Here is a 24,278-nt window from a genome sequence, read left to right on the forward strand (position 1 = left end):
TCAATCCACAAATGGCAGCCCTGCGCATCATCGGGTCGGCCATGGTTGCCTTTGGTGTGTTTCTCTCAGGCTTCGTCATTCGTGAGCCGGCTCCCTACGAAGTGATGCTGGCCCTGCAGATTACGATCTGGTTTCTGCTCGGACTCAAGATCTCGCGGTCGGTCGCTCCGCTGCTCGTGCTGATGCTATTGTTCAATATTGGCGGAATGTTTTCGCTGACAGTCATGAGCGATATGACCGGTGCGCCGCTTTACATGGCGGTCTCAACGTTCCTGGCTCTTACCTCAGTGTTTTATGCCGCAATCATCGAAGACGGGCACCAGCGCCTGCTGCTCATCTTCAGGGCCTGGGTGGCGGGGGCTGTCATCACCGCCCTCCTCGGCATCCTTGGCTACTTTCACGCCTTTCCCGGTGCGGAAATCTTCACGCGGTATGACAGGGCAATGGGTGCTTTTCAGGACCCCAACGTCTTCGGCCCCTATCTCGTAGCACCGGCAATTTACCTGATGTATCGGTTGCTCACGACCCGATTGAGCCGTGCTGTCTTCTACATTCCGGGTATATTGATCCTCGCGCTCGGAATTTTTCTGTCCTTCTCGCGAGCGGCCTGGGGTCTCTTCGCTTTCGCTGCCATTGCATTGATCGTCGTGATGCTGCTCAAGGAACGAACAGCGGCATTTCGCATGAAGATCTTCACGCTTGGCCTGACAGCAGTTGTTATCCTGATGATGGCGATTGCCGGCGCGATGCAATCCAAGAAGGTATCCGACCTGTTCATGAACCGTGCCAAGCTCGTTCAGGAGTATGATGGCGCACGACTGGGTCGCTTCGAGCGTCACAAGATCGGTTTCCTCATGGCGCTGGAACGGCCCCTCGGCATGGGGCCCATGGTACTTGGCAAGATGTTTGGCGAAGATGAGCACAACATTTGGCTCAAGACCCTGACGACATACGGTTGGCTGGGCTTCGTGTGCTACCTCATTCTGCTATGGTCGACACTCTACATCGGCTTCCGATCGCTGTTACGAGAACGCCCCTGGCAACCATTTCTCATGGTCGCCTGGATTGTGCTCGCAGGTCATGCGCTGATCGGAAATGTCATCGATCTCGATCACTGGCGGCATGTCTATATGCTTTTCGGGATCATTTGGGGCTGTTTTGCGCTAGAAAACAACTGGCAGAAACGGATGCGGCAAAATTCCCTTGCCGATGCAAGGACCGCTTGAAAAGTCCCGTTCCTGCCCCAGTTCATCTGACATGATGACCATTCAGCAGATGCGGGCTGCACGTGCAGCCCTAAACCTCTCCCCGGAAGATATTGCCGGTTTTGCCGGTGTGGACGCGCAGAAGATCATCGCCTCGGAGAGCGGCGGTGGTGAACTGGACTCTCAGGCGTCGGCGCGGATTCGGACGCTTCTGGAAAGCCGCGGTATTGTCTTCTTCGAGAGAGGGCAGGCCGACCCAGGCATTGGACCGGGAATACAATGGAGAGATCAAACCCTCGATCAAGGAACCCGTCCGGAAAATCTCAATTCAACGAATGACGATTAGTGGTAGGCTCTCTTCTCCCCGGACAGATCTCCTCACAACGGTTCCAACCCGTCTTAGCGCATTATTACACCCATCATTGAATTTGGACTTTATTTTTCAACCATTTGGATAGATCATTGGAACAAGTCGAGCCAAGTATCGTTGTTGCGTCAGACTCAGATGGGGGAAATCATGACAACGCACGTCGATCAACACATCACCGAAACATCGGGACTGAGTAAAGTCTGGAATGTCGCTGAATTTGCCAAGCGCTATCGTCTTGATCCGCAGGAAGAAAATCGCCTGCTCAAGCTGCTTGGCCCGTTTGCCAGCGAGCAGGAACTTCTGATGAATGCCAGCCGGACGCCGCTTTATCGCTGAAGTGGTTATTTCACCAGTTTAGGCTTGCGAAGCGGTCGGCAAGTCAGTATGGAGATCAAGCTTCTTCGGAAGCGGGTCGGGGCGTAGCGCAGCCCGGTAGCGCACTTGACTGGGGGTCAAGGGGTCGCTGGTTCGAATCCAGTCGTCCCGACCATTTTACAAATTTAAGCCATATCCCCCAGCATTGGCTTTTTCACTCCTTTCTCGCTCTTGCCTCGAACAGCCTCCTGCTTGCACAATTTCTGCGGGAACAATCTGCTGCATCTCCGGTTTGCTTCCACACACAGGAAATGATCGTGACCGATGACAGTGATGCAACAGCGACTGCGACCGAATCAGCAACAGGATTGAACAGGTCCGCGAAGGCGGAAGAGAGGCGGGTAGAAAGCCTCAAGGGCTCACAGCTTCGTAAAGGCACCGAACGCGTCGAAGAACACTCCAAAAGCTCAGATGGAAAGACGCCCGGCGGGAAGCAAATCTAATGGGCCAGGGATATCGAAAGTGGTCCACGCCACAGCGACATTACCACAACAACCGCTGTTGAGACACGGATAAAACCGGTGATCAAATCGCTGTGTAACATTGACAATCAAAGTTTGATCACACTGCGTGCATTTTAGTATTTCAATTTCGATTAATTTTACTCTACTATGAAGATCCAGACGACATTGGGACGGGGGTCGATATGGCGCTTCAGGGACGGATTTTCGTATTTAGCTTGGTTTTGTTCACGATTTGCATGCCGCTGGCTGCAAAAAAGGCCGAAGCAGACGCTCGCCAGAATAATATGGCTTTAATGGCCAAGGTTCGGACATAGACACACAGATTAACACTTTCGAGCAGGGACACCAGTCTCAGACGTTCACGACGCGTTTCGTCGCCTTTGACACGACCGACCATGGCGTAATGCGCCCATCTCCTGAAAACTGTCGATTTCAGTCGTGAATTGCTTCTGCGGACGCGGGGCTATCAGCGAACCTGATCAAGCAGGCGTTTGCATTCCAGCAGATCAAAAAGCGCTTCCTGCAGCAAGGCACGATCTTCCTTGCCAATTGAGCTTTTGCCGATCGAGACCTCATCATCACTCGATCCACCGAACCCGAAGAAACGACCGCTGGGTTTTGCTTTCGGTTTGCCGAGCAATTGATCTTCATCTGCATGGCTGAGGCCCTTTGGCTCCTCATGCCGGTCGCTATTGGCCGCCATAATGGCTTCCATGGTTGCCATATCACCAGTGGCAATTGCCGTTACGAACTTGTTGCCATTGGCCTTCAGGAGTTTCTGAACGCCTTTGATCGTGTAGCCATGGTCGTAAAGAAGATGGCGAATTCCCTTCAAGAGGTCGATGTCTTCCGGGCGGTAGTAGCGGCGTCCGCCGCCCCTCTTCATGGGTTTGATTTGTGGAAAACGGGTTTCCCAGAAGCGTAATACATGCTGCGGAAGATCAAGATCATCCGCAACTTCGCTGATCGTCCGGAACGCGTCGGGGCTTTTATCCACGTCTACAGATCTCCGAAGAATCGTCGTACCGAATCACGACAACGCATCCACTCATAATGCATTTCAACGGCACTGCATCATCGGATCAAGTGCAGCCGCCGCGAACCAACAGAGTTTAATGTTTTGATTTTGACGCAATCAAGACGCCGGATTCGCCGGCTTCTGCTTCGCCTTGCGTGACAAGTGAGACTTCAGAATTCGCTGCTTCAAAACGTTCGAAGCTTTGAACGTCATGACACGGCGGGGTGAAATCGGCACCTCTTCCCCTGTCTTCGGATTGCGACCTATGCGCTCATTCTTAGCCCGGACCTGGAAGGTCGCAAAGGAAGAAAGCTTGACGGTCTCGCCCCGTACGATGGCATTGCAGATCTCGTCGATCACTGTCTCCACCAACTCGGCGGATTCCGTTCTGGACAGGCCGACCTTGCGAAACACCGACTCTGCCAAATCTGCCCGTGTTACTGTTTTGCCAGCCATGATCCTCGCCCGTCTGAAGCTGTATTGATCAATTTTTTCAAACACTATGTGCGTTAATGCCTAGGGTCAAGCGCCTCTCTTGCGGGTTCTACCAACGAACCAGCAATGCACCCCAGGTAAAGCCCCCGCCCATGGCTTCGAGCATGACAAGATCGCCCTGCTTGATGCGGCCATCGCTGGCTGCCACAGACAGGGCCAGTGGGATGGATGCCGCCGAGGTGTTACCATGCAGATCGACCGTCACCACAACCTTTTCGAGCGGAATGCCGAGCTTTTTCGCTGAGCCGTCGATGATTCTGCGATTCGCCTGATGGGGAACAAGCCAGTTCAGATCTTCAGCCGTTGTCCCGGTCGCTTCAAAAGCAGCAACGATAACATCCGTAATCATGCCGACGGCGTGTTTGAAGACCTCCCGGCCCTCCATCCGCAAATGACCGACGGTGCCCGTCGTCGACGGCCCACCGTCGACATAGAGCTTTTCCTTGTGCGAGCCGTCAGAACGCAGATGAGACGTCAGAACGCCGCGATCAGACACCTTGCCTTCCTGTTCCTGCGCTTCCAGGACCAGCGCACCGGCACCGTCACCGAAGAGCACGCAGGTTGTGCGATCCGTCCAGTCCAGAATACGGGAGAAGGTTTCCGCCCCGATGACCAGGGCACGCTTCGCCATCCCTGCCCGCAGATGCGCGTCGGCAGTGGCCATGGCATAGACGAAGCCTGTGCAGACAGCCTGCACGTCGAAGGCGTAGCCCTTGGTCATACCAAGGCGATTCTGGATATTGACGGCTGTCGCCGGAAACGTGTTGTCCGGCGTGGACGTCGCAACGATAATTAGGTCGATGTCGTCCGGCGTAAGGCCTGCGCGCTGCAGGGCGTCCCGTGCCGCGGCTTCCCCTAGAGACGCTGTGGTTTCACCCTCGCCTGCGATGTAACGCTGGCGAATTCCGGTGCGCTGGACAATCCAGTCGTCCGAGGTTTCAACAAGGTTTTCCATTTCCTTGTTCGTGACGACGCGTTGGGGCAGTGCGGAACCAAAACCGCGGACGACAGAGCGAATCATCTGATGCAAATTCCCTTGCTCACGCCGCTTCTTCCGGGCCTGCGGGAGGCAGCCGGCGGGCATGATATGTTTTCAAATCCTGTACGATCTTCTGGTTCAACGCATTCCGCACCATGTCGTAGCCGACATCGATTGCAGCCGCGTAACCTTCTGCATCTGTTCCGCCATGGCTTTTGATGACGATGCCGTTCAAGCCGAGGAACACGCCGCCATTGACCTTGCGCGGGTCCATCTTCTCACGCAACCGATCAAAGGCGCCTTTTGCAAGCAGATAACCGATCTTTGACATCAGTGTGCGAGACATTGCCGAGCGAAGCAATTCAGCCATCTGCTTGGCTGTTCCTTCTGCGGTCTTCAAGGCAATATTCCCGGTGAAGCCTTCCGTCACCACCACATCCACGACTCCGCGGCCGATATCGTCGCCTTCAACGAAGCCATGGTAGGAAATCGTCGACAGATTGGCCTCTCGCAACATGCGCCCGGCTTCCTTGACCTCTTCCTGTCCTTTGACCTCTTCCACACCGACATTCAGCAAACCGACGGTGGGCTTCTCAACTTCAAACAGTGCGCGAGCCATTGCCCCGCCCATCAGCGAGAAGTCCAGCAACTGCTGCGCATCAGCGCCGATGGTGGCGCCAATGTCGAGAACGATGCTTTCGCCCTTCAGCGTCGGCCAGATACCGGCAATCGCAGGACGTTCGATATTCTCCATCGTCCGAAGGCAAAATTTGGCCATGGCCATCAGTGCGCCGGTATTCCCGGCAGAAACAACGGCATCGGCCTCACCGGACTTCACGGCCTCAATAGAGCGCCACATGCTTGAAACGTAGCGACCACGCCGCAGGGCGGCGCTTGGCTTTTCATCCATCGTAATTGCGACATCGCAATGGTGGAATGTCGTCTTTTCCTTCAGCTTCGGGAATTTTGCGAGGATTGGCTCGCATTCCTGCTGAAGTCCGTACATGACGAAAACCACGTCCGGATGGCGCTCCAGTGCCTTGGCTGCACCTGGAATGACCACGGCAGGGCCGAAATCACCGCCCATGGCATCAAGAGAAATTCTGATCACGCGTTCCTGGTCCTTCTGCCGCCGGCCTGGCTGTGTCGCGGCCAAAATCTTGGTTCATTCGCCCCATACAACTCATTCACAAGCGAATGCAAACGCTATTCCTTCTTTTTCCAGTCCTTCAGAACGGCAAACGGGTTTGGCTTGTCGTCCTTCACGGCTGGATCCGACTCGATATGATCGGCGAATTCAATGCCGGCCTTTCGCGGATAGGGATCGATGCCAAGGGCGACCATTTCCGCGACTGTGGCGCCTGCATCGATTGTATCGCCCTCGAATGTCTCCGGCAGATCCGGACCATCCGGATCAAGCACCATTTCACCGCTTTCCCCCGTCATCATGCGCGCGAGTTTGGAGCCTTCAGGAACAAAGATTTGCTCGAAGTCTTCCGATATCACGCTCTCGACGGGCTCCAGCGTAACGACGCAGCTCTGTGTCAAACGGGCGGTGATGTGGCCGCGAACCCGCACGCCGTCCTTCTTCCAGCGGGCAATCTGCATTTCCGCGCTGAGCTCTTCCACTGAGGAAACCTTCCAGAGTTCTGCCAACCCTTCGCGTTCACGCTCGTCCGCAGAAATTCGAACTGTCACCGGATTGGCAGAAATATGCCCAACCTTGACCGCATAGGAGAACGGCGGCCTGGATCTGGCGTCGGGTGATGTCTTCACTGCAAGTCCTCTTGTCCTGGCAAGGGCATCTGCAAGGCACCCCGCGCAATATCATCGTCCGAAAACGCCGCCAGCCTCTTCTCCGTCCTCAGCGCCCAGGCGGCCAGTCCTTCCATGGAAGGTGCTTCACTCATATCCGGGTGGATGTTCCGGCGCAATGCTTGCGCAAGTGCCGCTCCATCATTGGCCTGAAGAGCCTGTCCATAGGACTGAACGCGACCGTAGAACATGCCTGCGAACTTCTTCATGCGTTTGGGCACGCTTTGATCGCCGACACCAAGCTCCCGGATGGAATGATCGATGTCCTGAAAAAACGCGTCAATGATCTCCTGAGCCAGTTCCTTGCCGCTCTGGCCCGAGCCGGATGTTCGCCGGAAGAAGAGAATCATCACCAGCGACAGCATCTCGAACCGACCCATTACGGTATCCGGCACATCCATATCCGAATAGAAGAAGGGGATGCGGGCCGAAGATGTCAAAATCGCGTATTGGCGGTCGACGATTGCGCGGTTGCTATTCTTCTTTTTGAAGAGATTGAAGATCATGGGGCTCGAGACTCGATCATGTTTTGTACGTGATCACACTCTTTGCTGCCAAAGCAGCCAATGAAGGCGCGCCACCTTGTTGCATGGAAACAAAAGGTGGTTTACCGAAGCAGGCACGAATTGCAATGGCGATCGCGATCAGCGAGGCTTCGCGCGAGAATATGGCTGGAAAATGCCGATTGCCGTTGCGGGTTTCGCGGAATAGCCACAATGCTATCGCAGCAGGTTTGCTGTCGTTGACCGGCAGGAAGACATGAGGACAAAGTGTTGAAGAAGCGCGTGTTTGGTTCTGACGTGAATTTGAGGGGCACAGTTGCGGTTGCCGCCGTCGCACTCGCGCTTGGCGTTTCCGGCTGCACCAGCATGGACATCGGTCAAACGATGTACAACGGCTATGTTCTCGACAAGGATTCGCTTGATCTCATTCCAGAAGGGTCAAGCCGCGAACAGGTTCTGCTCAGCATGGGCACACCTTCCACAACCGCGACCTTTGATAGCGAAGTCTTCTACTACATCTCGCAGAAGCGCCATCGCTCGGTTGCCTTCATGAAGCCGAAGCTGGTAGAGCAGACCATTGTTGCAATTTATTTCAACAAGGAAGGCACTGTTGCCCGGCGCGCGGTCTACACGCTGCAGGATGGCAAGGTGTTTGACAATATCAGTCGCACGACGCCGACTGGCGGCCGCGATCTCACCTTCCTTCAACAGCTTCTGTCTGGTGGTGGCGGCACAGGCAGCAGCGGCGCTGCGGCGATGCGCAGCATCCTCGGTGGCAATTAAAGCCTCGGCTTACAAATCGATAAGACAGAACCCGCAGCTTCAGAGAAGCCGCGGGTTCTGTCTATATGAGCACTTTGCTCAAGCCGCTAAGATCGCAAGCAGAAGCAAGGCCACGATATTGGTGATCTTGATCGCCGGATTGACTGCCGGACCGGCAGTATCCTTGTAAGGGTCACCCACGGTATCGCCGGTCACGGAAGCCTTGTGCGCATCCGATCCCTTCATATGGCGCGTGCCATCCTTGTCGACGAAGCCATCCTCGAAGCTCTTCTTCGCGTTGTCCCAGGCACCACCACCGGAGGTCATGGAAATCGCAACGAAAAGTCCATTTATGATGACGCCGAGCAGCGACGCACCGAGGGCCGCGAAGGCCGACGCTTTAGAGCCCGAAATCAGCAGAACGCCAAAGTAGACGATAATGGGCGCCAGGACCGGCAGGAGGGAGGGCAGGATCATTTCGCGGATTGCGGCCTTGGTCAGCATATCGACGGCTCGTCCGTAATCCGGTCGGTCTGTCCCCTGCATGATGCCTGGCTTCTCGCGGAACTGTCTGCGCACCTCTTCCACAACGGCGCTGCCTGCCTTGCCGACAGCGGTCATGGCCATTCCACCAAAGAGGTAAGGAATGAGACCACCAAAGATCAGGCCCGCAACCACATAAGGATTGGCAAGACTGAAGGAGATCGCACCCACATCCGCGAAGTACGGATATTTCTGCCCGTTGGCGGCAAAATATTGCAAATCGTTGGCATAAGCCGCAAAAAGCACCAGCGCACCGAGACCGGCAGAACCGATTGCATAGCCCTTGGTCACGGCCTTGGTCGTGTTGCCCACAGCATCGAGCGCATCGGTAGATTTGCGCACCTCTGGCGGAAGTCCTGCCATTTCGGCGATCCCGCCGGCATTATCGGTCACCGGGCCGAACGCGTCGAGTGCCACGATCATTCCAGCAAGACCAAGCATAGCCGTAACGGCGATGCCGGTGCCGAACAAGCCGCCAAGCTGGTAGGTGGTGATGATGCCACCCACGATGACGATGGCAGGAAGCGCGGTAGATTCGAGCGATACTGCAAGGCCCTGGATCACGTTGGTGCCGTGGCCGGTGACCGACGCCTGCGCGATGGAATTCACCGGACGCTTGTTGGTGCCCGTATAATACTCTGTAATCACCACGATCAGAGCCGTCACAACGAGACCGAGAATACCGCAGAAGAACAGGTTGGTTCCGGTTATCTGCTTCTCCGCAACCGTACCGATACCGCCCCAGCCAATGGTGAAGGAGGTTGCAGCGCCCAGACCGACGATGGAGAGAGCGCCTGTCACGATGAGGCCCTTGTAGAGAGCCCCCATGATCGATCCATTCGTACCAAGCTTGACGAAGAAGGTGCCGACGATCGATGTGAGAATGCAGGCTGCGCAGATCGCCAGCGGATAGACCATGATCGCAGCAAGATTTGGTGCACCGGCAAAAAAGATGGCTGCCAGAACCATGGTCGCGACGACCGAGACGGCGTAGGTTTCGAAAAGATCTGCCGCCATGCCAGCGCAATCGCCAACATTGTCCCCAACGTTGTCAGCGATTGTTGCCGGGTTGCGCGGGTCATCCTCCGGAATTCCGGCTTCGACCTTGCCGACGAGATCGCCGCCGACATCGGCCCCCTTGGTGAAAATGCCGCCGCCAAGGCGCGCGAAGATCGAAATGAGGGAGGCGCCGAACCCGAGCGCGACCAGAGCATCGATGACTTCACGTGAGCCCGGCGCATGGCCAAGACCGGAGGTCAGAAGCGCGTAATAGATCGAAACACCCAAGAGGGCGAGGCCCGCTACGAGCATTCCGGTAATGGCGCCGGACTTGAAGGCAATATCAAGACCCGCCGCGAGGCTGTGAGACGAGGCCTGCGCCGTGCGAACATTGGCGCGAACCGAGACGTGCATTCCGATAAAACCTGCTGCCCCCGACAGGACAGCACCGATAACGAAGCCGATGGCTGCAAGCGCTGACAACAGCCACCATGTTCCCAATGTCACGACAACGCCAACAATGGCGATTGTCATGTACTGACGCGTCAGATAGGCCTGCGCACCTTCACGAATATATCCGGCAATTTCCTGCATGCGGGGATTGCCCTGATCCGCCGCCAGAACCGACCGAGTGGCCCACACAGCGTAGGCCACTGACAAGAACCCGCAGACGATCACTCCCAGTATCACTGTCATACGAATTTCCTCTCCCAATGGACCGGCCACAAGAATTGCGCCGGCGAGAACCATCAGACGGATCCCCTCCCAAGGACATAGGCCTGACAGTTACACGCGAGAGTGCGTTCGTTAATAATTTGCGTCAAGGAATAAACAGTGCGAGCATCCCGCCGCGCACCGAAGACTGAGCAAATGTCAGTTTCAATTGATCAAACAGGTGCCGCGCGCCTCTGGCGGATCAGCAGCATCAGGATCAGCACGAGGCAAACGATGGAAACCGGCCAGATGAACAGGTTCATGAAGCTCCAGCCGTAGGTGGTGAACACCTTGCCGGACGAGAACGAAGAGAGTGCGACCGTTCCGAACAGGAAAATGTCGTGAAAGCCTTGCACCTTGTCTGCCTCATGTGGCCGGTAGGTCGACGCGACAATTGCCGTGGAGCCGATAAAGCCGAAGTTCCAGCCAATACCGAGCAGGATCAGGGCACCCCAGAAGTTCCAGAGTTCGATTCCCATATGCGCGATGATGGCACAGCCCATGAGCGTGAAAAGACCGAGTGCAACGACTTTCTCAGCCCCAACCCGCGCAATGATCATGCCGGTGAAAAAGCTCGGGCCGAACATGGCGATCACGTGCCACTGGATGCCGAGCGTAGCGAGTTCCGTCGGAAATCCGCAGCCGACGACCATGGCCAGCGGCGCTCCGGTCATCACGAAGGTCATGAGCGCATAGGACCCTATGCCGCAAATCATTCCCGTGGCAAAACGTTGGTTGGAGATGATCTCCATCAACGGGCGCGATGGCGTATCTGCCGCTCCGGCTTTGCCCATGGGCGGTAGCTTCAGAAAGATCAGGATCACAAGCGCGATTGCGCAAAGCGGCAACAAGGCCAGAAACGTGCCGGCAAAAGTCACTGGCGCGAAGATATCTTTCGCCCAGATTGCCAATTGCGGCCCGATGATCGCTGAGACGATGCCAGCGCCCAAAATCCACGAAATGGCCTTCGGCTTGAAATAGGAGGGGGAAGCATCTGCGGCTGCGAAACGGATTTTCTGGGTGAAGCCACCGCTCATGCCAATCAGGGTCAGTGCCGCTGCAAAGAGCCAGAAATTCATCTGGAAGAGCGCAGCAGTCGCCAGACCGCCACCGACGGCACCCAACAATGCGCCAACCATGAAGGCGGCTTGGCGCCCAAGGAAACGGGAGAGAATTGCGATGCCGACAGCCCCGAGTGCGGTGCCGACATTAAAGCCGGTCACCGGTGCTGTCGCCAGAGACTTGTCAGCGCCAAGGAGTTGGTAGCCTGCCAACGCGCCAACGGAAATGCTGAGCGGGGCAGCAGAACCGAGCACCGCTTGCACACTCGCAAGCAGGAAAACATTGCGTTTGGCGGCACCCAGCTGCCTGTCCAGTGCCGTGCCGCCTGCGTTTTCCATCGCTTTCGTTCCTGCTACTTCTTCTCGCCGCGAACCTGCTTGGCAATGCGATCGAGCACCGCATTGACGATCTTGGGCTCTTCTCCTTCGAAGAAGGCCTGTGCGATCTCAACATATTCCGTCACGATAACCGCGACCGGGACATCTTTCCGGTCAAGGATTTCGAACGTGCCGGCACGCAGAATCGCGCGGAGCGTCGAATCGATGCGCGACAACGGCCAGCCATCCAGAAGCGAGGCACCGATCACCGGGTCAATCTTCAACTGGTCGCGAACGACACCGGCGACAATCGCGCGAAACCATGAGGGGTCCGCCTTCAGATAGGTATCGCCATCGAGTTCCTGACCCAGGCGATGCTCTTCATATTCAGCAACGACTTCCAGGACACCAGTTCCGCCAATATCCATCTGGTAGAGGGCCTGAACGGCAGCAAGCCGGGCTGCGCCGCGCTGGTTTGCTGTTTTGATAGGCTGTGCAGGATCTTTGGACATGTCAGGCGCCCAGTTTCTCACGAAGCGCAATCATGGTGAGGGCTGCACGCGCAGCAAAGCCACCCTTGTCTTTATCCGACTTGCGCACGCGGGCCCAGGCCTGCTCATCGTTCTCGACAGTCAGGATGCCATTGCCGATAGCCAGCGACTCAGAAACAGCAAGATCCATCAGCGCGCGGGAGGATTCGTTCGCCACGATGTCGAAATGATAGGTCTCACCACGGATGACCATGCCGAGCGCGATAAAGCCATCATAATTGACGCCACCCTGCTCTGCTGCATCGAGCGCCATGGCAATTGCCGGCGGAATTTCCAGCGCGCCAGGCACAGTGATCATGTCATACGTGGCGCCAGCCTCTTGCAGGGCGCTGACTGCGCCATCGAGAAGCGCGTCGGCGAAATCGTCGTAAAAGCGCGCTTCGGCAATCAACAGGTGAGGCTTGTGTGAATCGGTCATGGTCGTCCTGGTCGCAATTCTGCGAAATAAGATGTTGGGAGTTGGGCGCGTCAAACCATGCCACGCGTCGAATGGCAAGTGATTTTCCACGGGTCAGCCATGCGCGACACGCGCGGGAGCGGATTTTCTAGAGAACTGGTGAATACGGACCGGATTTACCGGGTGGCCGGAAACTCCGCCAGACGAGCTGCATAGCGCGCCATTGTATCGACCTCGAAATTGACGAAATCGCCCGCCTTGCGATCACCCCAGGTGGTGACTTCGAGTGTGTGACGAATCAGCAGAATATCGAAATCGGTTCCAGCAACTGCATTAACGGTCAGAGAAGTTCCATCGAGGGCGACGGATCCCTTCGGTGCGACGAAGCGAGCAAACTGATTTGGCGCGCGCAGCCGGATACGCACCGCTTCACCTTCTGGCGTTATGGAGAGAATTTCCGCCTTGTCATCAACGTGGCCGGAGACGATATGACCGCCAAGCTCGTCGCCAATCTTCAGGGCGCGCTCGAGATTGATGCGTGTCCCGACCGTCCACGAAGAGATCGTGGTGAGGCGTAGCGCTTCTTCCCAGGCCTCGACCTCATACCAGCGGTCGTTGCTGTCCGGTTCGGAGAGCTTTGTTACAGTCAAGCACACGCCCGCATGCGCTATTGAGGCGCCAATGTCGATAGTGCGAGGATCGTAACTTGTGGTCACGCGCAGCCGTACACCTTCATCCAGTTGCGTGAGGGCGGACACTGATCCGACGTCCGTTACGATGCCTGTGAACATTCAAATTTCCTCTCGTATTCGCAACACTGGTCCGCACCAAAGGTCATGCGTCGCACCGGCTTGTAATCATGCGGTATGTCGTCCTGGGTGAGCGGAGATTCAATCCCGCCTTCCCCAATCACTAACGGGCCTTCAAAGAGCACGATGCGGTCGACAAGGCCTGCATCCAGAAATGCCTTGGCAACCGTAGCGCCACCTTCGACCAGAACCGAGGACAGGCCTCGATCGGAAAGCAGTGTCAACAAGGTTGGCAAATTGGGCGCATCGAGAATTTCGACACCAGCCTTGATGAGTGCCGGTGCGGCTTCGGCAAACCGGTCTCCAACCGCGATCACCGGAATTCGCTGCGCGCTTTTAACCAGTTTGCCGTCGAGAGGAAGCCGGAGATGACGATCCAACACGATGCGCACAGGCGAACGATGTTCAAGCCCTGCAATTCGCACATCGAGCTGTGGATCATCCGCCATGGCTGTGCCGATCCCGACAAGGATCGCATCCATCTCAGCGCGCATCTGATGAACCTGATGTCGCGACAGGGGACCGGTGATCGCAACCTGCCCCTCTCCTTTCCGACCGATCATGCCGTCAGCGGAAATGGCAAGCTTCAGAGTCACATAGGGGCGCGATTTCATTTGGCGCATGAGGTAGGCGCGAAGCGCATCACAGGACTGATCCTGCAAGACACCTGTTACCACTTCAATACCCGCACTTTGCAAGATCGTAAGACCTTTGCCGGAAACGCGAGGATCAGGGTCCTTCAACGCAACGACAACGCGCGCAATGCCCGCCTCGACGAGCGCATTGGCGCAAGGGGGTGTGCGCCCATAATGCGAGCACGGCTCAAGAGTAACATAGGCCGTCGCGCCCCGCGCCGCCTCTCCCGCCATTGCCAGCGCCTGTGTTTCCGCGTGGGGACGACCACCGACGGCAGTGACGGCGGACCCTATCACCACACCATCCCTGACGATAAGGCATCCAACGGATGGGTTGGTGCCGGTTTGGCCGGTATGCGTTCGCGACAGCGCGATGGCTTGCGCCATGTATCGCTCATCATCAGGTGGAGCCGCCACGGATCAGGATTCCGCAGTGGAATCACGACCGATCTTGGCCGTGATTTCAGAGATGACCTTTTCGAAGTCATCCGCATGGCTGAAGTCGCGATAGACAGACGCGTAACGCACGAATGCCACGTCATCGAGGCTCTTCAAGGCTTCCAGAACCTGCAGACCGATCTGCTCGGAACCGATTTCGCTCTCGCCCGAGCTTTCTAGGCGGCGAACGATACCCGACACTGCGCGCTCTATGCGGTCGGCATCGACTGGCCGCTTGCGCAGCGCAATCTGAAAAGACCGCACCAGCTTGTTGCGATCAAAAGGAACCTTGCGGCCGGTCTTCTTCACCACCATCAGCTCGCGCAGTTGTACGCGTTCGAATGTCGTGAAGCGACCGCCGCAATCCGGGCAGATGCGCCGCCGACGGATCGATGTAAAATCCTCCGCCGGGCGCGAATCCTTGACCTGAGTGTCTTCGGAGCCGCAATAGGGGCAGCGCATCTCAATTGCCTCTTACATATACGGATACATCGGGAAGCGTTCCGTCAGCGAGACGACCTTGCCGCGCACTGCCTCTTCCACGGCTGCATTGCCTTCATCCGAATTGGCAACCTTCAGACCGTCGAGAACTTCGACGATCAGGTTCCCGATTTCGGTGAATTCTGCTTCCTTGAAGCCACGAGTCGTGCCAGCTGGCGTACCGAGACGAACGCCGGATGTCACGAAAGGCTTCTCGGGATCGAACGGAATGCCGTTCTTGTTGCAGGTGATGTAGGCGCGGCCAAGCGCTGCTTCCGCACGCTTTCCGGTCGCGTTCTTCTTGCGGAGGTCGACCAGCATCAGATGGTTGTCTGTGCCGCCGGACACGATATCGAGATTATGCTTGATAAGCGTATCGGCCAGAGCCTTGGCGTTCTTCACGACCTGCGCTGCATAATCCTTGAATTCCGGCTGAAGAGCCTCGCCGAAGGCCACAGCCTTGGCAGCAATGACGTGCATCAGCGGGCCACCCTGGAGACCCGGGAAAACGGCGGAGTTGAACTTTTTCGCCAGATCCTCATGATTCGTCAGGATCATGCCGCCACGCGGACCGCGCAGAGATTTGTGCGTGGTGGTCGTTGCCACATGGCAGTGCGGGAACGGAGACGGATGAACGCCACCGGCCACGAGACCGGCGATATGCGCCATATCGACCATCAGGTAAGCGCCAACGGAATCTGCGATTTCGCGGAAACGCTTCCAGTCCCAGATACGGGAATAGGCGGTGCCACCAGCAATGATCAGCTTCGGCTTATGCTCTTCGGCCTTGCGGGCCACTTCGTCCATGTCCAGCTGATGATCTTCTTCACGAACACCGTAAGACACGACGTTGAACCATTTGCCGGACATGTTGACAGGCGAACCATGGGTCAAGTGACCGCCCGAATTCAGGTCGAGACCCATGAAGGTATCGCCCGGCTGAAGCAGCGCGAGGAATACCGCCTGGTTCATCTGCGAACCGGAGTTCGGCTGAACATTGGCGAAGTTGACGCCGAACAACTTCTTAGCGCGTTCGATTGCGAGCTCTTCCGCGATATCAACGAATTGGCAGCCACCGTAGTAGCGCTTGCCCGGATAGCCTTCGGCATACTTGTTCGTCATGATCGAGCCCTGCGCTTCCAGAACGGCGCGCGAAACAATGTTTTCTGAGGCGATCAATTCGATTTCGTGACGTTGACGACCCAGCTCCTTCTCGATCGCACCGAAAATTTCCGGATCGGATTCAGCAAGCGGGCGGGAGAAGAATGCATCTCTATGCGACATGACAGGGCTCCTGGAACAACTGATGCGATGGCGTCTTAACGGTCCGCCTTCACAAGCGCAATACGGACAGCGACATTTGCGGATCAATTCCGGACAGGCTTTAAAAGCATCTGATGATTCTCATCTGTTCACCAGAGATTGTTCAAGAGACGAAGCCCTCAATAAGCCCTCAAGCAGACTGCATATCCACGCCCAGATCTGCGAATGTTCTGTTGAGAGTGAGCAGCAGATCGGAGCGCGCGCCTGTCTCTGTTCCGACATCACGCAGATAGCACCGAAGCTCGAAGTTCAGCATGCTGGCGCCAAGGTTTCGCAGGAAGACCTGCGGAGCGGGCTGTGCGAGGATGGCCGGATGGTTTTTCGCAGTCTCCAGCAGGATCTGGCGAATGCCGTCGATATCCGCATGGCGCGAGACATTGATCGGAATGATCATGCGCCCTGCCCGCGAACTCAAGGTCATGTTCTTGACCGTTCCGGCAATCAGGTCGGCATTGGGGATGATGACATCATGGCGGTCGAAGGTTTCGATCCGCGTCGAGCGAACGGCAATCTTTCGCACAATGCCTGAGAAGCCCGAGACCTCGATCCAGTCACCCTCCTTGATCGGTCGCTCGATCAGGAGAATGATGCCGGATACGAAGTTCGACACGATCGTCTGCATGCCGAAACCGACGCCGACCGAAAGAGCGCCCGCGATGATGGCGAGGTTCGAAAGATTGAGCCCCGCGACAGAAATCGCCATCAGCGCCGAGACGATGAAGCCAACATAGCCGAGCCCGGTCCGGATCGCGTTGCGCCCGCCACTGTCGATCCTGGTCTTGGGCAATACCAAACGTTCGGCCAGCCGCTGCACCCAGCGTGTCAGCAGCATACCGAAGAGGAAGGTGACGACGAGGACGACGAGCACTTTGGGTGACAGTCGGGCACCGCCGAGATCGACTCCGTTCTGAATGAGCCGCCACAGCTCTGCGAGTTCCGCTTCACGCGCACCCCACACGATTGCGAGAAGCGGCAGACTGACCAGGACGATCACTGCCGCAATGACCATGGATGCCAGTTCCAGCGATGATTGCTGACCGCGCAAGGCGCCGCGCACCGGCAGCATCACCACATAGTGCAGGATGAAGGCCAGGCCGAAGATCGCGATACTGCCCATGATGGGTGCGAGCACCGCGCGCGCCAGAGGCACGTAACCGATCGCCGCAGCCATAACGGATAGAACCGCGATAACCTGGACCGCTCGACCGGCGATACGGAAGAAGCCGGGACCGAAGGGAGCGTCATCATCCTCATCCGTCGCTACTTCCACCGCAACTTTCTGGAGGATATTCGCGAACACAAAGAGAATAACGCAGCCAATGACGATGCTGATGCTCTGCAGGGCCGAACTTCCACCCCGGGAAAAGGCAAAATCCTCCGTCAGTCCTTCCATCAGAAGTTCCAGCCCCATGGATCCGGCAAACGCCATACCGAGCCAATAACAGGAGCGGGAAAGGCCATCGCTTAACCGGATAAGACGCAGTGCGGGCTGGCTGGGCGCGTAGAGTACATTGCCAATCGAATTTGCGACGACAAATGCGATGGCAATCGCGATGGCGGCACCGGAGGTGTTCTGGATTGATTTGATGCCGTCTTCCAGCAGAACCGCCGCGATAACAACAAGACTGGCGGCGATGAGCGAAAAAACCAGCCGTATCACGTGTACGCCGAGAGCCTGCCCGACGAAGCGCACCGATCCCGCAGGCGCCGATATACGACGTTCGAGATAGACCAACAGCAAGTGACCGAGGCCGACTGGCAAAAGAAAGGTTACGAGCAAAAGCAAGGCGGCCGGGATCAGCCGATCGCCGACAAAATCGAACGGCTCGGTCGAAGGCATACGGAGCCGGGTTATGTCGTCGGTTATCTTCGCATCCAGCCGATCGAAATCGCTCATCATGGCCGACCAGCTTGAGGGAACAAGAGGTGACGGCCGGAGCTCGAAAAGGCTTGTCGCGGAACGCGAACGGACGAGTCTGTCAATCTCCTCGATCAAAACGTTTGCTCTGGCGGATGCCTGTTTGGCATTCATCACCGGTTCGCGCGCCTTGGCCAGTTCGTCACCCAACTCCTTACGCCGTGCCGCAACCAGATCCGGCTCTTTGTCATCTTTGCCGGGAGCGGGCCCCAGGGTCGCAAGCTGCGCCTCCAGCAATCGTATGGAAAGCCCTGCTCCGTCTACAATTGCATCGGCTTCGGATCGCTGGCTGGCGAGTTCGGATCGAAGGACTTCGAACGCATCGGATGACGCCTCACCCGATTGCAGGGCTTGCTCGGCTCTTTGGGCGGTCTGGGCCCACTCTAGTGCCGGGTCCCCTGCCTTCGTCTGCGCAGCAGCAACCTTCGGATCGAGCGTCGCAAGGCTGACGAGTGCAACAAGAAGCAAGAGACAAGACGCAAACCAAGGCTTGCCCGATTTGATCGCTGCAACAGCTCCGTGCGGCTTCATGCTGACACTTGCCCCCAAAGTTCCCTTTATTCGGGAAATCAGATGGCTCTCGCGAATGCAAGAGCCATTCATTGATAATGAAAGCGATGGGCCAAAAATGAAAAAGACCGACCTCGCGAGGAGATCGGCCTTCCAGATCTAATAGATGCAAATTTTTACTGCTGTGGCAGCATATCCTGTTCAATCGAGCCGGGATTTTGCTCCGTACCAGTCTTGGTTTGCAGCGCGAGTTCGGTTGCACCATCACGCTGGTAGATATCGTCGCGGAATTGAACGACGCCATCCCTTGCAGACCAGGCCGTAATGTACACGAAATAGACTGGAACTTCCTGTGCCAGTTTGATGGGCGTGTTTTCGCCCGTTGCAATGACACGCTCGATTTCCTGGCGGCTCCACGGAGGCGTATCACGCAGCAACCAGGTCACGAGATCTCGAACGTTCTGGACACGAACGCAGCCGGATGATTCAAAGCGCATCAACTTGTTGAACAACCCCTGCTGTGGGGTGTCATGCATGTATTCGCCGTTCTTGTTATGAAAGTTGATCTTCGTGGACGCCATGGCGTTGATCTTGCCCGGGTCCTGACGGAACATCAGGTTTGGTGCCTTCGGCGCATTCCAGTCAACCGTTTCCGGCGCGACTTCCTGACCCCTGCCATCGAAAAGACGGATGTTGTTGCGCTTCAGGTAGGTCGGGTCCTTACGCATCAGCGGCACGATGTCTTTTTCGACGATCGAGCGGGGAGCCGTCCAATATGGGTTCAGAATGACTTCGTAGATCTTGGAATTCACAAGATGGGTCGGGCGGTCGATACGACCTACAATGGCCGTATTGCGCAGAACGACGCGGTCCGATTCGACTGCCTCGATATAGGCCGCCGGGATGTTCACCATGACATGGCGAATGCCGAGATCGCCCGCCATCGCTTGCACCCGAACAAGGTTCGTCTGCAACTGCATGAGGCGCGTTTCTGCAGGAACGTTCAAAGCCTTAAGCGTGAACTCACCCAAAACGCCGTCGGCCGGAAGACCATGGCGAACCTGGAAACGCTTGATGGCGCTATCGACGTAGGAGTCAAACGAGTTCGACATACCGGCATTGCGTGCAAGATCGCCAGAGATCATCAGGCGCTGACGAAGTTGCTGAACAGCCGGATCGGCATTGCCGATGCGCAAGCCCGCCTGCCCGGGCGTTACCCGAGGCCAGCCGCCATTGGAGACGATGCCCTGATATTCACCGATCGCCTGCTGAATGTAACCCGGTGCCTGTGACCCGAGAACGGGATTGTTGGAAACAACATTGACTGTCGCGCGCGAGGCCGCGCTGGCGTCGAACTGATCGTCCCATGCACCGCGGCCAGGAGCTGAAATGATGTCCTGAAGTGCGTCCTGAGCCAGAACCGGTGCAGCCACCGCAGCGGCTCCAAGCGAGACTGCCGACCGCAGGAGCGATCTGCGCGAGATAAGTTCGAAGTTGTTCTTGTTCGACATCACTCAATCCATCTAACCCGACAGCACAGCGTCAATGCCTATACCGGATATGGTTAATAAAGCGTCGTGGAGATTAGGCTGCTCCGAAAATCCACGTTCGTTCCGACGCTGGGAGCCTCTGAATGGAGAGGACAAGTTGCGCCACAACACTTGTTTCGCGGTCCCATAGCAATATGGCCAATTCTTGTCAGGAGCGTTTCGGTCACAGCGGTGTGTAAAATTCGTGACCGCATGAACCCATCACGTACGAAACCGGACGCGCTGGGCACGTCCGGTTTTCGAGATGGAGGTCCTCTGTGGCGTTGGCAAGCCAGTCCGGTGGATCGGACTGAACCGCCTCATCACATGCGATAGGCGATTGTGTCGTTCCAGAAGCGATCAAGGCGCTGGAGCAGTTTGTTCATCTGCATGAATTCCGGCTCGCCGATCCCGCCAACCTTTTCGATCGAGCCGATGTGGCGCTCGTAGAGCTTGCCAACAACTTCTGCGATTTCCTGCCCGCTCTTGGTCAGGCTGATGCGAACCGACCGACGGTCGATACGCGAGCGCTGGTGGTTGATGAAACCGAGGTCGACAAGCTTCTTGACGTTGTAGGAAACGTTCGAGCCGAGGTAGTAACCACGGGAGCGCAGCTCGCCAGCGGTCAGTTCGGAATTGCCAATGTTGAAGAGCAAGAGTGCCTGGACGGCATTGATGTCGTCGCGGCCCTGACGATCGAACTCGTCCTTGATCACATCGAGCAGGCGGCGATGCAGGCGCTCGACGAGGTGCAGGGATTCCATGTAAAGATTACGGATAGTTTCTTCATGACTATCGGCTGCTGCAGTTGCCTGCGGCTTGATCTGGTTGTTCAACATGTCTGCCTCACTGTTTTGTTTGGCGGTGTTGGTTTTTCTTCCCGCCTTGTGAGTGACACTATCGAATGCTCATAAAATTCGACTTAAAACACAGGGCTAATGAAACCCTAACGCATCTTTTCCCTAGCTCGAGCGATTGGCACCACCCATACCGGAATAATAAATTCTGCTTTTTATTCAATCGCTTACGTTTAAATTTTTAGCCAAATCGAGCCGTAAAAGCTTGAAAATCAAGGTAAATCAATCCTTACCCGCTCTTCAAACTTCCTCTTTTCTTCCACCCAAAGCGCGATCCTGAAAAGGATATAGAGTGCAGCAACCAGCGCGTGGAGCAAAGGAACAACAAGATTGCGTCCGAAGATTTCGGGCCAGACCTGGTACATGAGAACCTGGGTACCCGCACCGATGACCCAGAGCACCGGTCCCCAGGATGTCGCCATCCAGAGACCGAGCGACGCGACCGGAAAGACGACCGCCAGCGCCGAACCCGCGACACGCCAAGGGAGCGTCAGGAGATCGAACCTGGCGCGCCCGCCGAAGGAATAGCCGACCAGCATGCTCCAGTACTGGAGACCAAACCAAAGGCAAACGATGGCTATGCCGCGCAGGAACACGACAAACAGAATTTCGGCGATACTGCGCTTCGGCGACGTGGGTGAATCATTCTCCATGCGGACAGGATAGCCTCGTTGAATGATCCATGCCAGAGCATCCGACCCCCTGCCCCTCGCCTTCAACCGCCCCGCATGATAGGGCAGACGCCACAACTGGAATGCAATGAGGTCTGTCATGAGCAATAAGACACATCTTGTCGATGAGATCACCGGCCACCGTCGCATGCGGCGCAACCGAAAGGCAGACTGGACGCGCAGGCTGACGCAGGAGAACCGGCTGACCGTCGATGATCTTATCTGGCCCATTTTCATCGTGCCAGGGACAAACATCGTTGATCCGATCAGGGCGATGCCAGGCGTGAACCGCATGAGTGTCGACAAGGCGGTGGAAGCGCTGCGCGAGGCAGCCGACCTTGGCATTCCGGCCGTTGCCCCCTTTCCCGACATAGAAATGGAAAAGCGGGATCAGACAGGCTCACAGATCCTGGAGCGCGACAATCTCATCAATCAGTTCACCCGCGCCGTCAAACAGGCCGTTCCGAACATCGGCCTCATTACGGATGTGGCGCTCGATCCCTTTACCAGCCACGGACACGACGGAATTTTGCGCGACGGCATAATCATCAATGATGAAACCGTGGATCAGGTGTCGCGCGCCGCCGTCATGCAGGCCGATGCCGGTGCCGACATTATCGCCCCATCGGAAATGATGGACGGGCGGATTGGCGCAATTCGCCGCGCACTGGATGCGGCAGGTCATCAGGATGTCGGCATCATGTCCTATGCCACGAAGTTTTCTTCCGGCTTTTACGGCCCTTACCGCGAAGCCATCAACACCGGCGGCCTGCTGAAAGGCGACAAGAACAGCTATTACATCAGCCCAGCCAATGGCACCGAGGCACTGCGCGATGCCGCCCTCGATGTGGAAGAAGGCGCGGACATGCTGATGGTGAAGCCCGGCATCGCCTATCTCGATATCTGCTGGCGCATGAAGGAAGCCTTTGGCCTTCCCACCTACGCCTATCAGGTTTCCGGTGAATATACGCAGATCAAGGCCGCTGCCATGAATGGCTGGATCGATGGCGAGCGCATCATGATGGAGACCCTGCTCTGCTTCAAGCGCGCGGGCTGTGACGGTATCCTGACCTATTTCGCGATGGAGGTCGCCAGGAAGCTCGCCCGGGCCTAACTCAAACGACAGAGAAGCCATATTGCAGGTTTAACCAAGGCTTCCCATATCTGTTGCACCAACTGAGGGAGACCCTTGATGTCGTTCGATAACAGCACTGTCGTTGCCGCACCGGAAGATTGGCGCGCTTACCGCGGCGTGCTGTCTCGCCGGATCTTCGCCTTCGTGATCGATTATATGCTGGTTCTGCTTCTGTGCATCCCGGCTGCGATCGTGGTGTTCTTCCTCGGCATCATCACCCTCGGGCTTGGCTTCTTTCTCTATCCGGCGCTCTTCGTCATCGTCGCACTGATCTATTTCGGCATGACGCTCGGTGGTCGTTCGCAGGCCAGCCCCGGCATGCGGGCAGCGGGTATCGCGATGATGCGGGCCGACGGTCGTCGCCTGGATTTCATGACCGCAGTCGTTCATATGGTGCTTTTCTGGATCTTGAACTCGATCCTGACACCACTGATCCTGCTTGCAGGCCTTTTTACAGATCGCTCTCGTCTCGTGCACGATATGCTGCTCGGAACGGTGATTGTGCGTACGGTTTGATCGCTTCAAGTTGTGCCGCTTCTGTTGACCTTTTGGGAAGTTGCGCCATGCTACTGATTCAGGCTCGGGAGGCGTTTGTGCCGACCGGACGTTAGCAAAGGTCAAGCTCTACGCATGAATACCCAGGCAACGCCATCTCCTCAGTTCTATCTGACGGCACCGGCAGCCTGCCCGTATCTTGCGGGCGAGATGGAACGCAAGGTCTTCACGCACCTTGTTGGTCCTCGCGCCGCCGAGATGAACGACCTTTTGACCCAGGGCGGGTTTCGCCGCTCGCAAAACATTGCGTATCGTCCGGCCTGTGAAGGATGCAGGGCCTGCGTTTCTGTTCGTATTTTGGCCAACGAATTCGAGCCTAATCGAACCATGCGCAAGGTATTGAGTGCGAATCGGGATCTTGTGGGGACAATGGTCCCGACCCAACCTTCGACCGAACAGTTCACCCTCTTTCGGCAATACCTTGATAGCCGTCATCAACGGGGCGGCATGTCGGATATGTCGGCGCTCGACTATGCGATCATGGTCGAAGATACCCACGTCAACACGCGCCTGGTGGAGTATCGCCGTCGCGTACCGGGCCAGGGCATCGGAGACAAGCCGCAGGGCGAACTCATCGGCGTGGCGCTGACCGATTTGATGAGCGACGGACTTTCCATGGTCTACTCGTTCTTCGATCCCGGAATGGAAAGACGTTCGCTTGGCACTTTCATCATTCTGGATCACATCAACCGCACGCGGCAGCTGGGTTTGCCGCATGTTTATCTTGGCTACTGGGTGAAAGGCTCAGCCAAGATGCACTACAAGACACGCTTTCAGCCGCAGGAGCATTTGACCCCGCGCGGCTGGGAACGGTATCTCGGCGAAATTGACGAGGGTTGAAGCAACACT

26 protein-coding genes and 1 tRNA gene are annotated in these 24,278 nt (G+C 56.6%); 9 read left to right on the top strand and 18 right to left on the bottom strand.

Features of this window, described 5'->3' with window-relative positions:
- Window positions 1-11 precede the first annotated feature (11 nt).
- The 4 genes from E8M78_RS11305 (at window position 12) to E8M78_RS11320 (ending at window position 2,065) form a co-directional block, all read left to right on the top strand.
- Window positions 12-1,226 carry an O-antigen ligase family protein gene (locus E8M78_RS11305; protein ID WP_137135879.1) on the top strand — a complete coding sequence of 405 codons (1,215 nt, stop codon included), beginning with the start codon at window positions 12-14 and terminating at the stop codon, window positions 1,224-1,226.
- A gap of 31 nt (window positions 1,227-1,257) precedes the next feature.
- Window positions 1,258-1,551: a DNA-binding protein gene (locus E8M78_RS11310; RefSeq protein ID WP_137135148.1), complete on the top strand. Its 294-nt coding sequence runs from the start codon at window positions 1,258-1,260 to the stop codon at window positions 1,549-1,551.
- Window positions 1,552-1,722: 171 nt separating this feature from the next.
- Window positions 1,723-1,911, top strand: coding sequence for a hypothetical protein (locus E8M78_RS11315; protein ID WP_137135149.1), 189 nt, complete (start codon window positions 1,723-1,725; stop codon window positions 1,909-1,911).
- A 77-nt stretch (window positions 1,912-1,988) separates the two neighbouring features.
- Window positions 1,989-2,065: transfer RNA gene (locus E8M78_RS11320), tRNA-Pro, on the top strand.
- A gap of 815 nt (window positions 2,066-2,880) precedes the next feature.
- Here E8M78_RS11320 and E8M78_RS11325 read toward each other — a convergent pair.
- From E8M78_RS11325 to E8M78_RS11350, 6 genes are all read right to left on the bottom strand, one after another.
- A complete protein-coding gene (locus E8M78_RS11325) occupies window positions 2,881-3,411 on the bottom strand; it encodes a MerR family transcriptional regulator (protein ID WP_137135150.1) in 531 nt (176 codons plus the stop codon).
- 138 nt (window positions 3,412-3,549) lie between these two features.
- The gene (locus E8M78_RS11330; protein WP_312223053.1) at window positions 3,550-3,891 is read right to left on the bottom strand and encodes an integration host factor subunit alpha; all 342 of its coding nucleotides are present in this window, start codon (window positions 3,889-3,891) and stop codon (window positions 3,550-3,552) included.
- An 85-nt stretch (window positions 3,892-3,976) separates the two neighbouring features.
- A complete protein-coding gene (locus E8M78_RS11335; RefSeq protein ID WP_137135151.1) occupies window positions 3,977-4,948 on the bottom strand; it encodes a beta-ketoacyl-ACP synthase III in 972 nt (323 codons plus the stop codon).
- A 19-nt stretch (window positions 4,949-4,967) separates the two neighbouring features.
- Window positions 4,968-6,017, bottom strand: a complete 1,050-nt coding sequence (plsX, locus tag E8M78_RS11340) for a phosphate acyltransferase PlsX (RefSeq protein ID WP_137135152.1) — start codon at window positions 6,015-6,017, stop codon at window positions 4,968-4,970.
- Window positions 6,018-6,112: 95 nt separating this feature from the next.
- On the bottom strand, window positions 6,113-6,682 hold the full coding sequence (locus E8M78_RS11345; protein WP_137135153.1) for a DUF177 domain-containing protein: 570 nt from the start codon (window positions 6,680-6,682) through the stop codon (window positions 6,113-6,115).
- On the bottom strand, window positions 6,679-7,227 hold the full coding sequence (locus E8M78_RS11350) for a ubiquinol-cytochrome C chaperone family protein (RefSeq protein ID WP_137135154.1): 549 nt from the start codon (window positions 7,225-7,227) through the stop codon (window positions 6,679-6,681). Before E8M78_RS11350 ends, E8M78_RS11345 begins: the two co-directional genes overlap by 4 nt.
- Before the next feature lie 23 nt (window positions 7,228-7,250).
- On the opposite strand from E8M78_RS11350, the gene E8M78_RS11355 reads away from it, so the two are divergent.
- Window positions 7,251-7,484, top strand: coding sequence for a hypothetical protein (locus tag E8M78_RS11355; protein WP_205910236.1), 234 nt, complete (start codon window positions 7,251-7,253; stop codon window positions 7,482-7,484).
- Between the two features lie 10 nt (window positions 7,485-7,494).
- Window positions 7,495-8,007: an outer membrane protein assembly factor BamE gene (locus E8M78_RS11360; protein ID WP_137135880.1), complete on the top strand. Its 513-nt coding sequence runs from the start codon at window positions 7,495-7,497 to the stop codon at window positions 8,005-8,007.
- Window positions 8,008-8,085: 78 nt separating this feature from the next.
- Here E8M78_RS11360 and E8M78_RS11365 read toward each other — a convergent pair whose 3' ends face one another.
- The 12 genes from E8M78_RS11365 to E8M78_RS11420 form a co-directional block, all read right to left on the bottom strand.
- Window positions 8,086-10,224, bottom strand: coding sequence for a sodium-translocating pyrophosphatase (locus tag E8M78_RS11365; protein ID WP_137135881.1), 2,139 nt, complete (start codon window positions 10,222-10,224; stop codon window positions 8,086-8,088).
- Between the two features lie 191 nt (window positions 10,225-10,415).
- Complete coding sequence (locus E8M78_RS11370) at window positions 10,416-11,642, bottom strand: MFS transporter (protein WP_137135156.1); 1,227 nt, start codon at window positions 11,640-11,642, stop codon at window positions 10,416-10,418.
- A gap of 14 nt (window positions 11,643-11,656) precedes the next feature.
- Window positions 11,657-12,133 carry a transcription antitermination factor NusB gene (nusB, locus tag E8M78_RS11375; protein WP_137135157.1) on the bottom strand — a complete coding sequence of 159 codons (477 nt, stop codon included), beginning with the start codon at window positions 12,131-12,133 and terminating at the stop codon, window positions 11,657-11,659.
- Between the two features lies 1 nt (window position 12,134).
- Window positions 12,135-12,590: a 6,7-dimethyl-8-ribityllumazine synthase gene (ribH, locus tag E8M78_RS11380; RefSeq protein ID WP_137135158.1), complete on the bottom strand. Its 456-nt coding sequence runs from the start codon at window positions 12,588-12,590 to the stop codon at window positions 12,135-12,137.
- A 155-nt stretch (window positions 12,591-12,745) separates the two neighbouring features.
- Entirely contained in the window at window positions 12,746-13,360 is a 615-nt protein-coding gene (locus E8M78_RS11385; RefSeq protein ID WP_137135159.1) for a riboflavin synthase, read from the bottom strand.
- A complete protein-coding gene (ribD, locus tag E8M78_RS11390) occupies window positions 13,342-14,430 on the bottom strand; it encodes a bifunctional diaminohydroxyphosphoribosylaminopyrimidine deaminase/5-amino-6-(5-phosphoribosylamino)uracil reductase RibD (protein ID WP_170973395.1) in 1,089 nt (362 codons plus the stop codon). Before ribD ends, E8M78_RS11385 begins: the two co-directional genes overlap by 19 nt.
- Window positions 14,431-14,433: 3 nt before the next feature.
- Window positions 14,434-14,913: a transcriptional regulator NrdR gene (gene nrdR, locus E8M78_RS11395; RefSeq protein ID WP_137135161.1), complete on the bottom strand. Its 480-nt coding sequence runs from the start codon at window positions 14,911-14,913 to the stop codon at window positions 14,434-14,436.
- A 12-nt stretch (window positions 14,914-14,925) separates the two neighbouring features.
- Entirely contained in the window at window positions 14,926-16,215 is a 1,290-nt protein-coding gene (gene glyA / locus E8M78_RS11400) for a serine hydroxymethyltransferase (RefSeq protein ID WP_062552672.1), read from the bottom strand.
- A 169-nt stretch (window positions 16,216-16,384) separates the two neighbouring features.
- Window positions 16,385-18,703: a DUF3772 domain-containing protein gene (locus tag E8M78_RS11405; RefSeq protein ID WP_170973396.1), complete on the bottom strand. Its 2,319-nt coding sequence runs from the start codon at window positions 18,701-18,703 to the stop codon at window positions 16,385-16,387.
- A gap of 155 nt (window positions 18,704-18,858) precedes the next feature.
- Window positions 18,859-20,193: a L,D-transpeptidase family protein gene (locus tag E8M78_RS11410; protein WP_137135163.1), complete on the bottom strand. Its 1,335-nt coding sequence runs from the start codon at window positions 20,191-20,193 to the stop codon at window positions 18,859-18,861.
- A 341-nt stretch (window positions 20,194-20,534) separates the two neighbouring features.
- A complete protein-coding gene (locus E8M78_RS11415) occupies window positions 20,535-21,047 on the bottom strand; it encodes a winged helix DNA-binding protein (protein ID WP_170973431.1) in 513 nt (170 codons plus the stop codon).
- A gap of 233 nt (window positions 21,048-21,280) precedes the next feature.
- Window positions 21,281-21,721, bottom strand: coding sequence for a DUF6163 family protein (locus E8M78_RS11420; protein WP_137135882.1), 441 nt, complete (start codon window positions 21,719-21,721; stop codon window positions 21,281-21,283).
- A gap of 118 nt (window positions 21,722-21,839) precedes the next feature.
- On the opposite strand from E8M78_RS11420, the gene hemB reads away from it, so the two are divergent.
- The 3 genes from hemB (at window position 21,840) to E8M78_RS11435 (ending at window position 24,269) form a co-directional block, all read left to right on the top strand.
- Entirely contained in the window at window positions 21,840-22,853 is a 1,014-nt protein-coding gene (gene hemB, locus E8M78_RS11425) for a porphobilinogen synthase (RefSeq protein WP_137135165.1), read from the top strand.
- A 78-nt stretch (window positions 22,854-22,931) separates the two neighbouring features.
- Entirely contained in the window at window positions 22,932-23,390 is a 459-nt protein-coding gene (locus tag E8M78_RS11430) for an RDD family protein (protein ID WP_137135166.1), read from the top strand.
- 114 nt (window positions 23,391-23,504) lie between these two features.
- The gene (locus E8M78_RS11435) at window positions 23,505-24,269 is read left to right on the top strand and encodes an arginyltransferase (protein ID WP_137135167.1); all 765 of its coding nucleotides are present in this window, start codon (window positions 23,505-23,507) and stop codon (window positions 24,267-24,269) included.
- The last annotated feature ends 9 nt before the right edge of the window (window positions 24,270-24,278 follow it).

The organism is Rhizobium sp. FKY42 (assembly GCF_005222835.1).
Classification (GTDB): domain Bacteria; phylum Pseudomonadota; class Alphaproteobacteria; order Rhizobiales; family Rhizobiaceae; genus Neorhizobium.

What these genes read in the sequence shown, in the direction of transcription:
- E8M78_RS11305 (WP_137135879.1), top strand. Translation starts at nt 12, where the DNA reads ATGGCAGCCCTGCGCATCATCGGGTCGGCCATGGTTGCCTTTGGTGTG.
- E8M78_RS11310 (WP_137135148.1), top strand. Translation starts at nt 1,258, where the DNA reads ATGATGACCATTCAGCAGATGCGGGCTGCACGTGCAGCCCTAAACCTC.
- E8M78_RS11315 (WP_137135149.1), top strand. Translation starts at nt 1,723, where the DNA reads ATGACAACGCACGTCGATCAACACATCACCGAAACATCGGGACTGAGT.
- E8M78_RS11335 (WP_137135151.1), bottom strand. Translation starts at nt 4,948, where the DNA reads ATGATTCGCTCTGTCGTCCGCGGTTTTGGTTCCGCACTGCCCCAACGC.
- E8M78_RS11350 (WP_137135154.1), bottom strand. Translation starts at nt 7,227, where the DNA reads ATGATCTTCAATCTCTTCAAAAAGAAGAATAGCAACCGCGCAATCGTC.
- E8M78_RS11365 (WP_137135881.1), bottom strand. Translation starts at nt 10,224, where the DNA reads ATGACAGTGATACTGGGAGTGATCGTCTGCGGGTTCTTGTCAGTGGCC.
- E8M78_RS11370 (WP_137135156.1), bottom strand. Translation starts at nt 11,642, where the DNA reads ATGGAAAACGCAGGCGGCACGGCACTGGACAGGCAGCTGGGTGCCGCC.
- nusB (WP_137135157.1), bottom strand. Translation starts at nt 12,133, where the DNA reads ATGTCCAAAGATCCTGCACAGCCTATCAAAACAGCAAACCAGCGCGGC.
- ribH (WP_137135158.1), bottom strand. Translation starts at nt 12,590, where the DNA reads ATGACCGATTCACACAAGCCTCACCTGTTGATTGCCGAAGCGCGCTTT.
- E8M78_RS11385 (WP_137135159.1), bottom strand. Translation starts at nt 13,360, where the DNA reads ATGTTCACAGGCATCGTAACGGACGTCGGATCAGTGTCCGCCCTCACG.
- nrdR (WP_137135161.1), bottom strand. Translation starts at nt 14,913, where the DNA reads ATGCGCTGCCCCTATTGCGGCTCCGAAGACACTCAGGTCAAGGATTCG.
- glyA (WP_062552672.1), bottom strand. Translation starts at nt 16,215, where the DNA reads ATGTCGCATAGAGATGCATTCTTCTCCCGCCCGCTTGCTGAATCCGAT.
- E8M78_RS11405 (WP_170973396.1), bottom strand. Translation starts at nt 18,703, where the DNA reads ATGAAGCCGCACGGAGCTGTTGCAGCGATCAAATCGGGCAAGCCTTGG.
- E8M78_RS11410 (WP_137135163.1), bottom strand. Translation starts at nt 20,193, where the DNA reads ATGTCGAACAAGAACAACTTCGAACTTATCTCGCGCAGATCGCTCCTG.
- E8M78_RS11420 (WP_137135882.1), bottom strand. Translation starts at nt 21,721, where the DNA reads ATGGAGAATGATTCACCCACGTCGCCGAAGCGCAGTATCGCCGAAATT.
- hemB (WP_137135165.1), top strand. Translation starts at nt 21,840, where the DNA reads ATGAGCAATAAGACACATCTTGTCGATGAGATCACCGGCCACCGTCGC.
- E8M78_RS11430 (WP_137135166.1), top strand. Translation starts at nt 22,932, where the DNA reads ATGTCGTTCGATAACAGCACTGTCGTTGCCGCACCGGAAGATTGGCGC.
- E8M78_RS11435 (WP_137135167.1), top strand. Translation starts at nt 23,505, where the DNA reads ATGAATACCCAGGCAACGCCATCTCCTCAGTTCTATCTGACGGCACCG.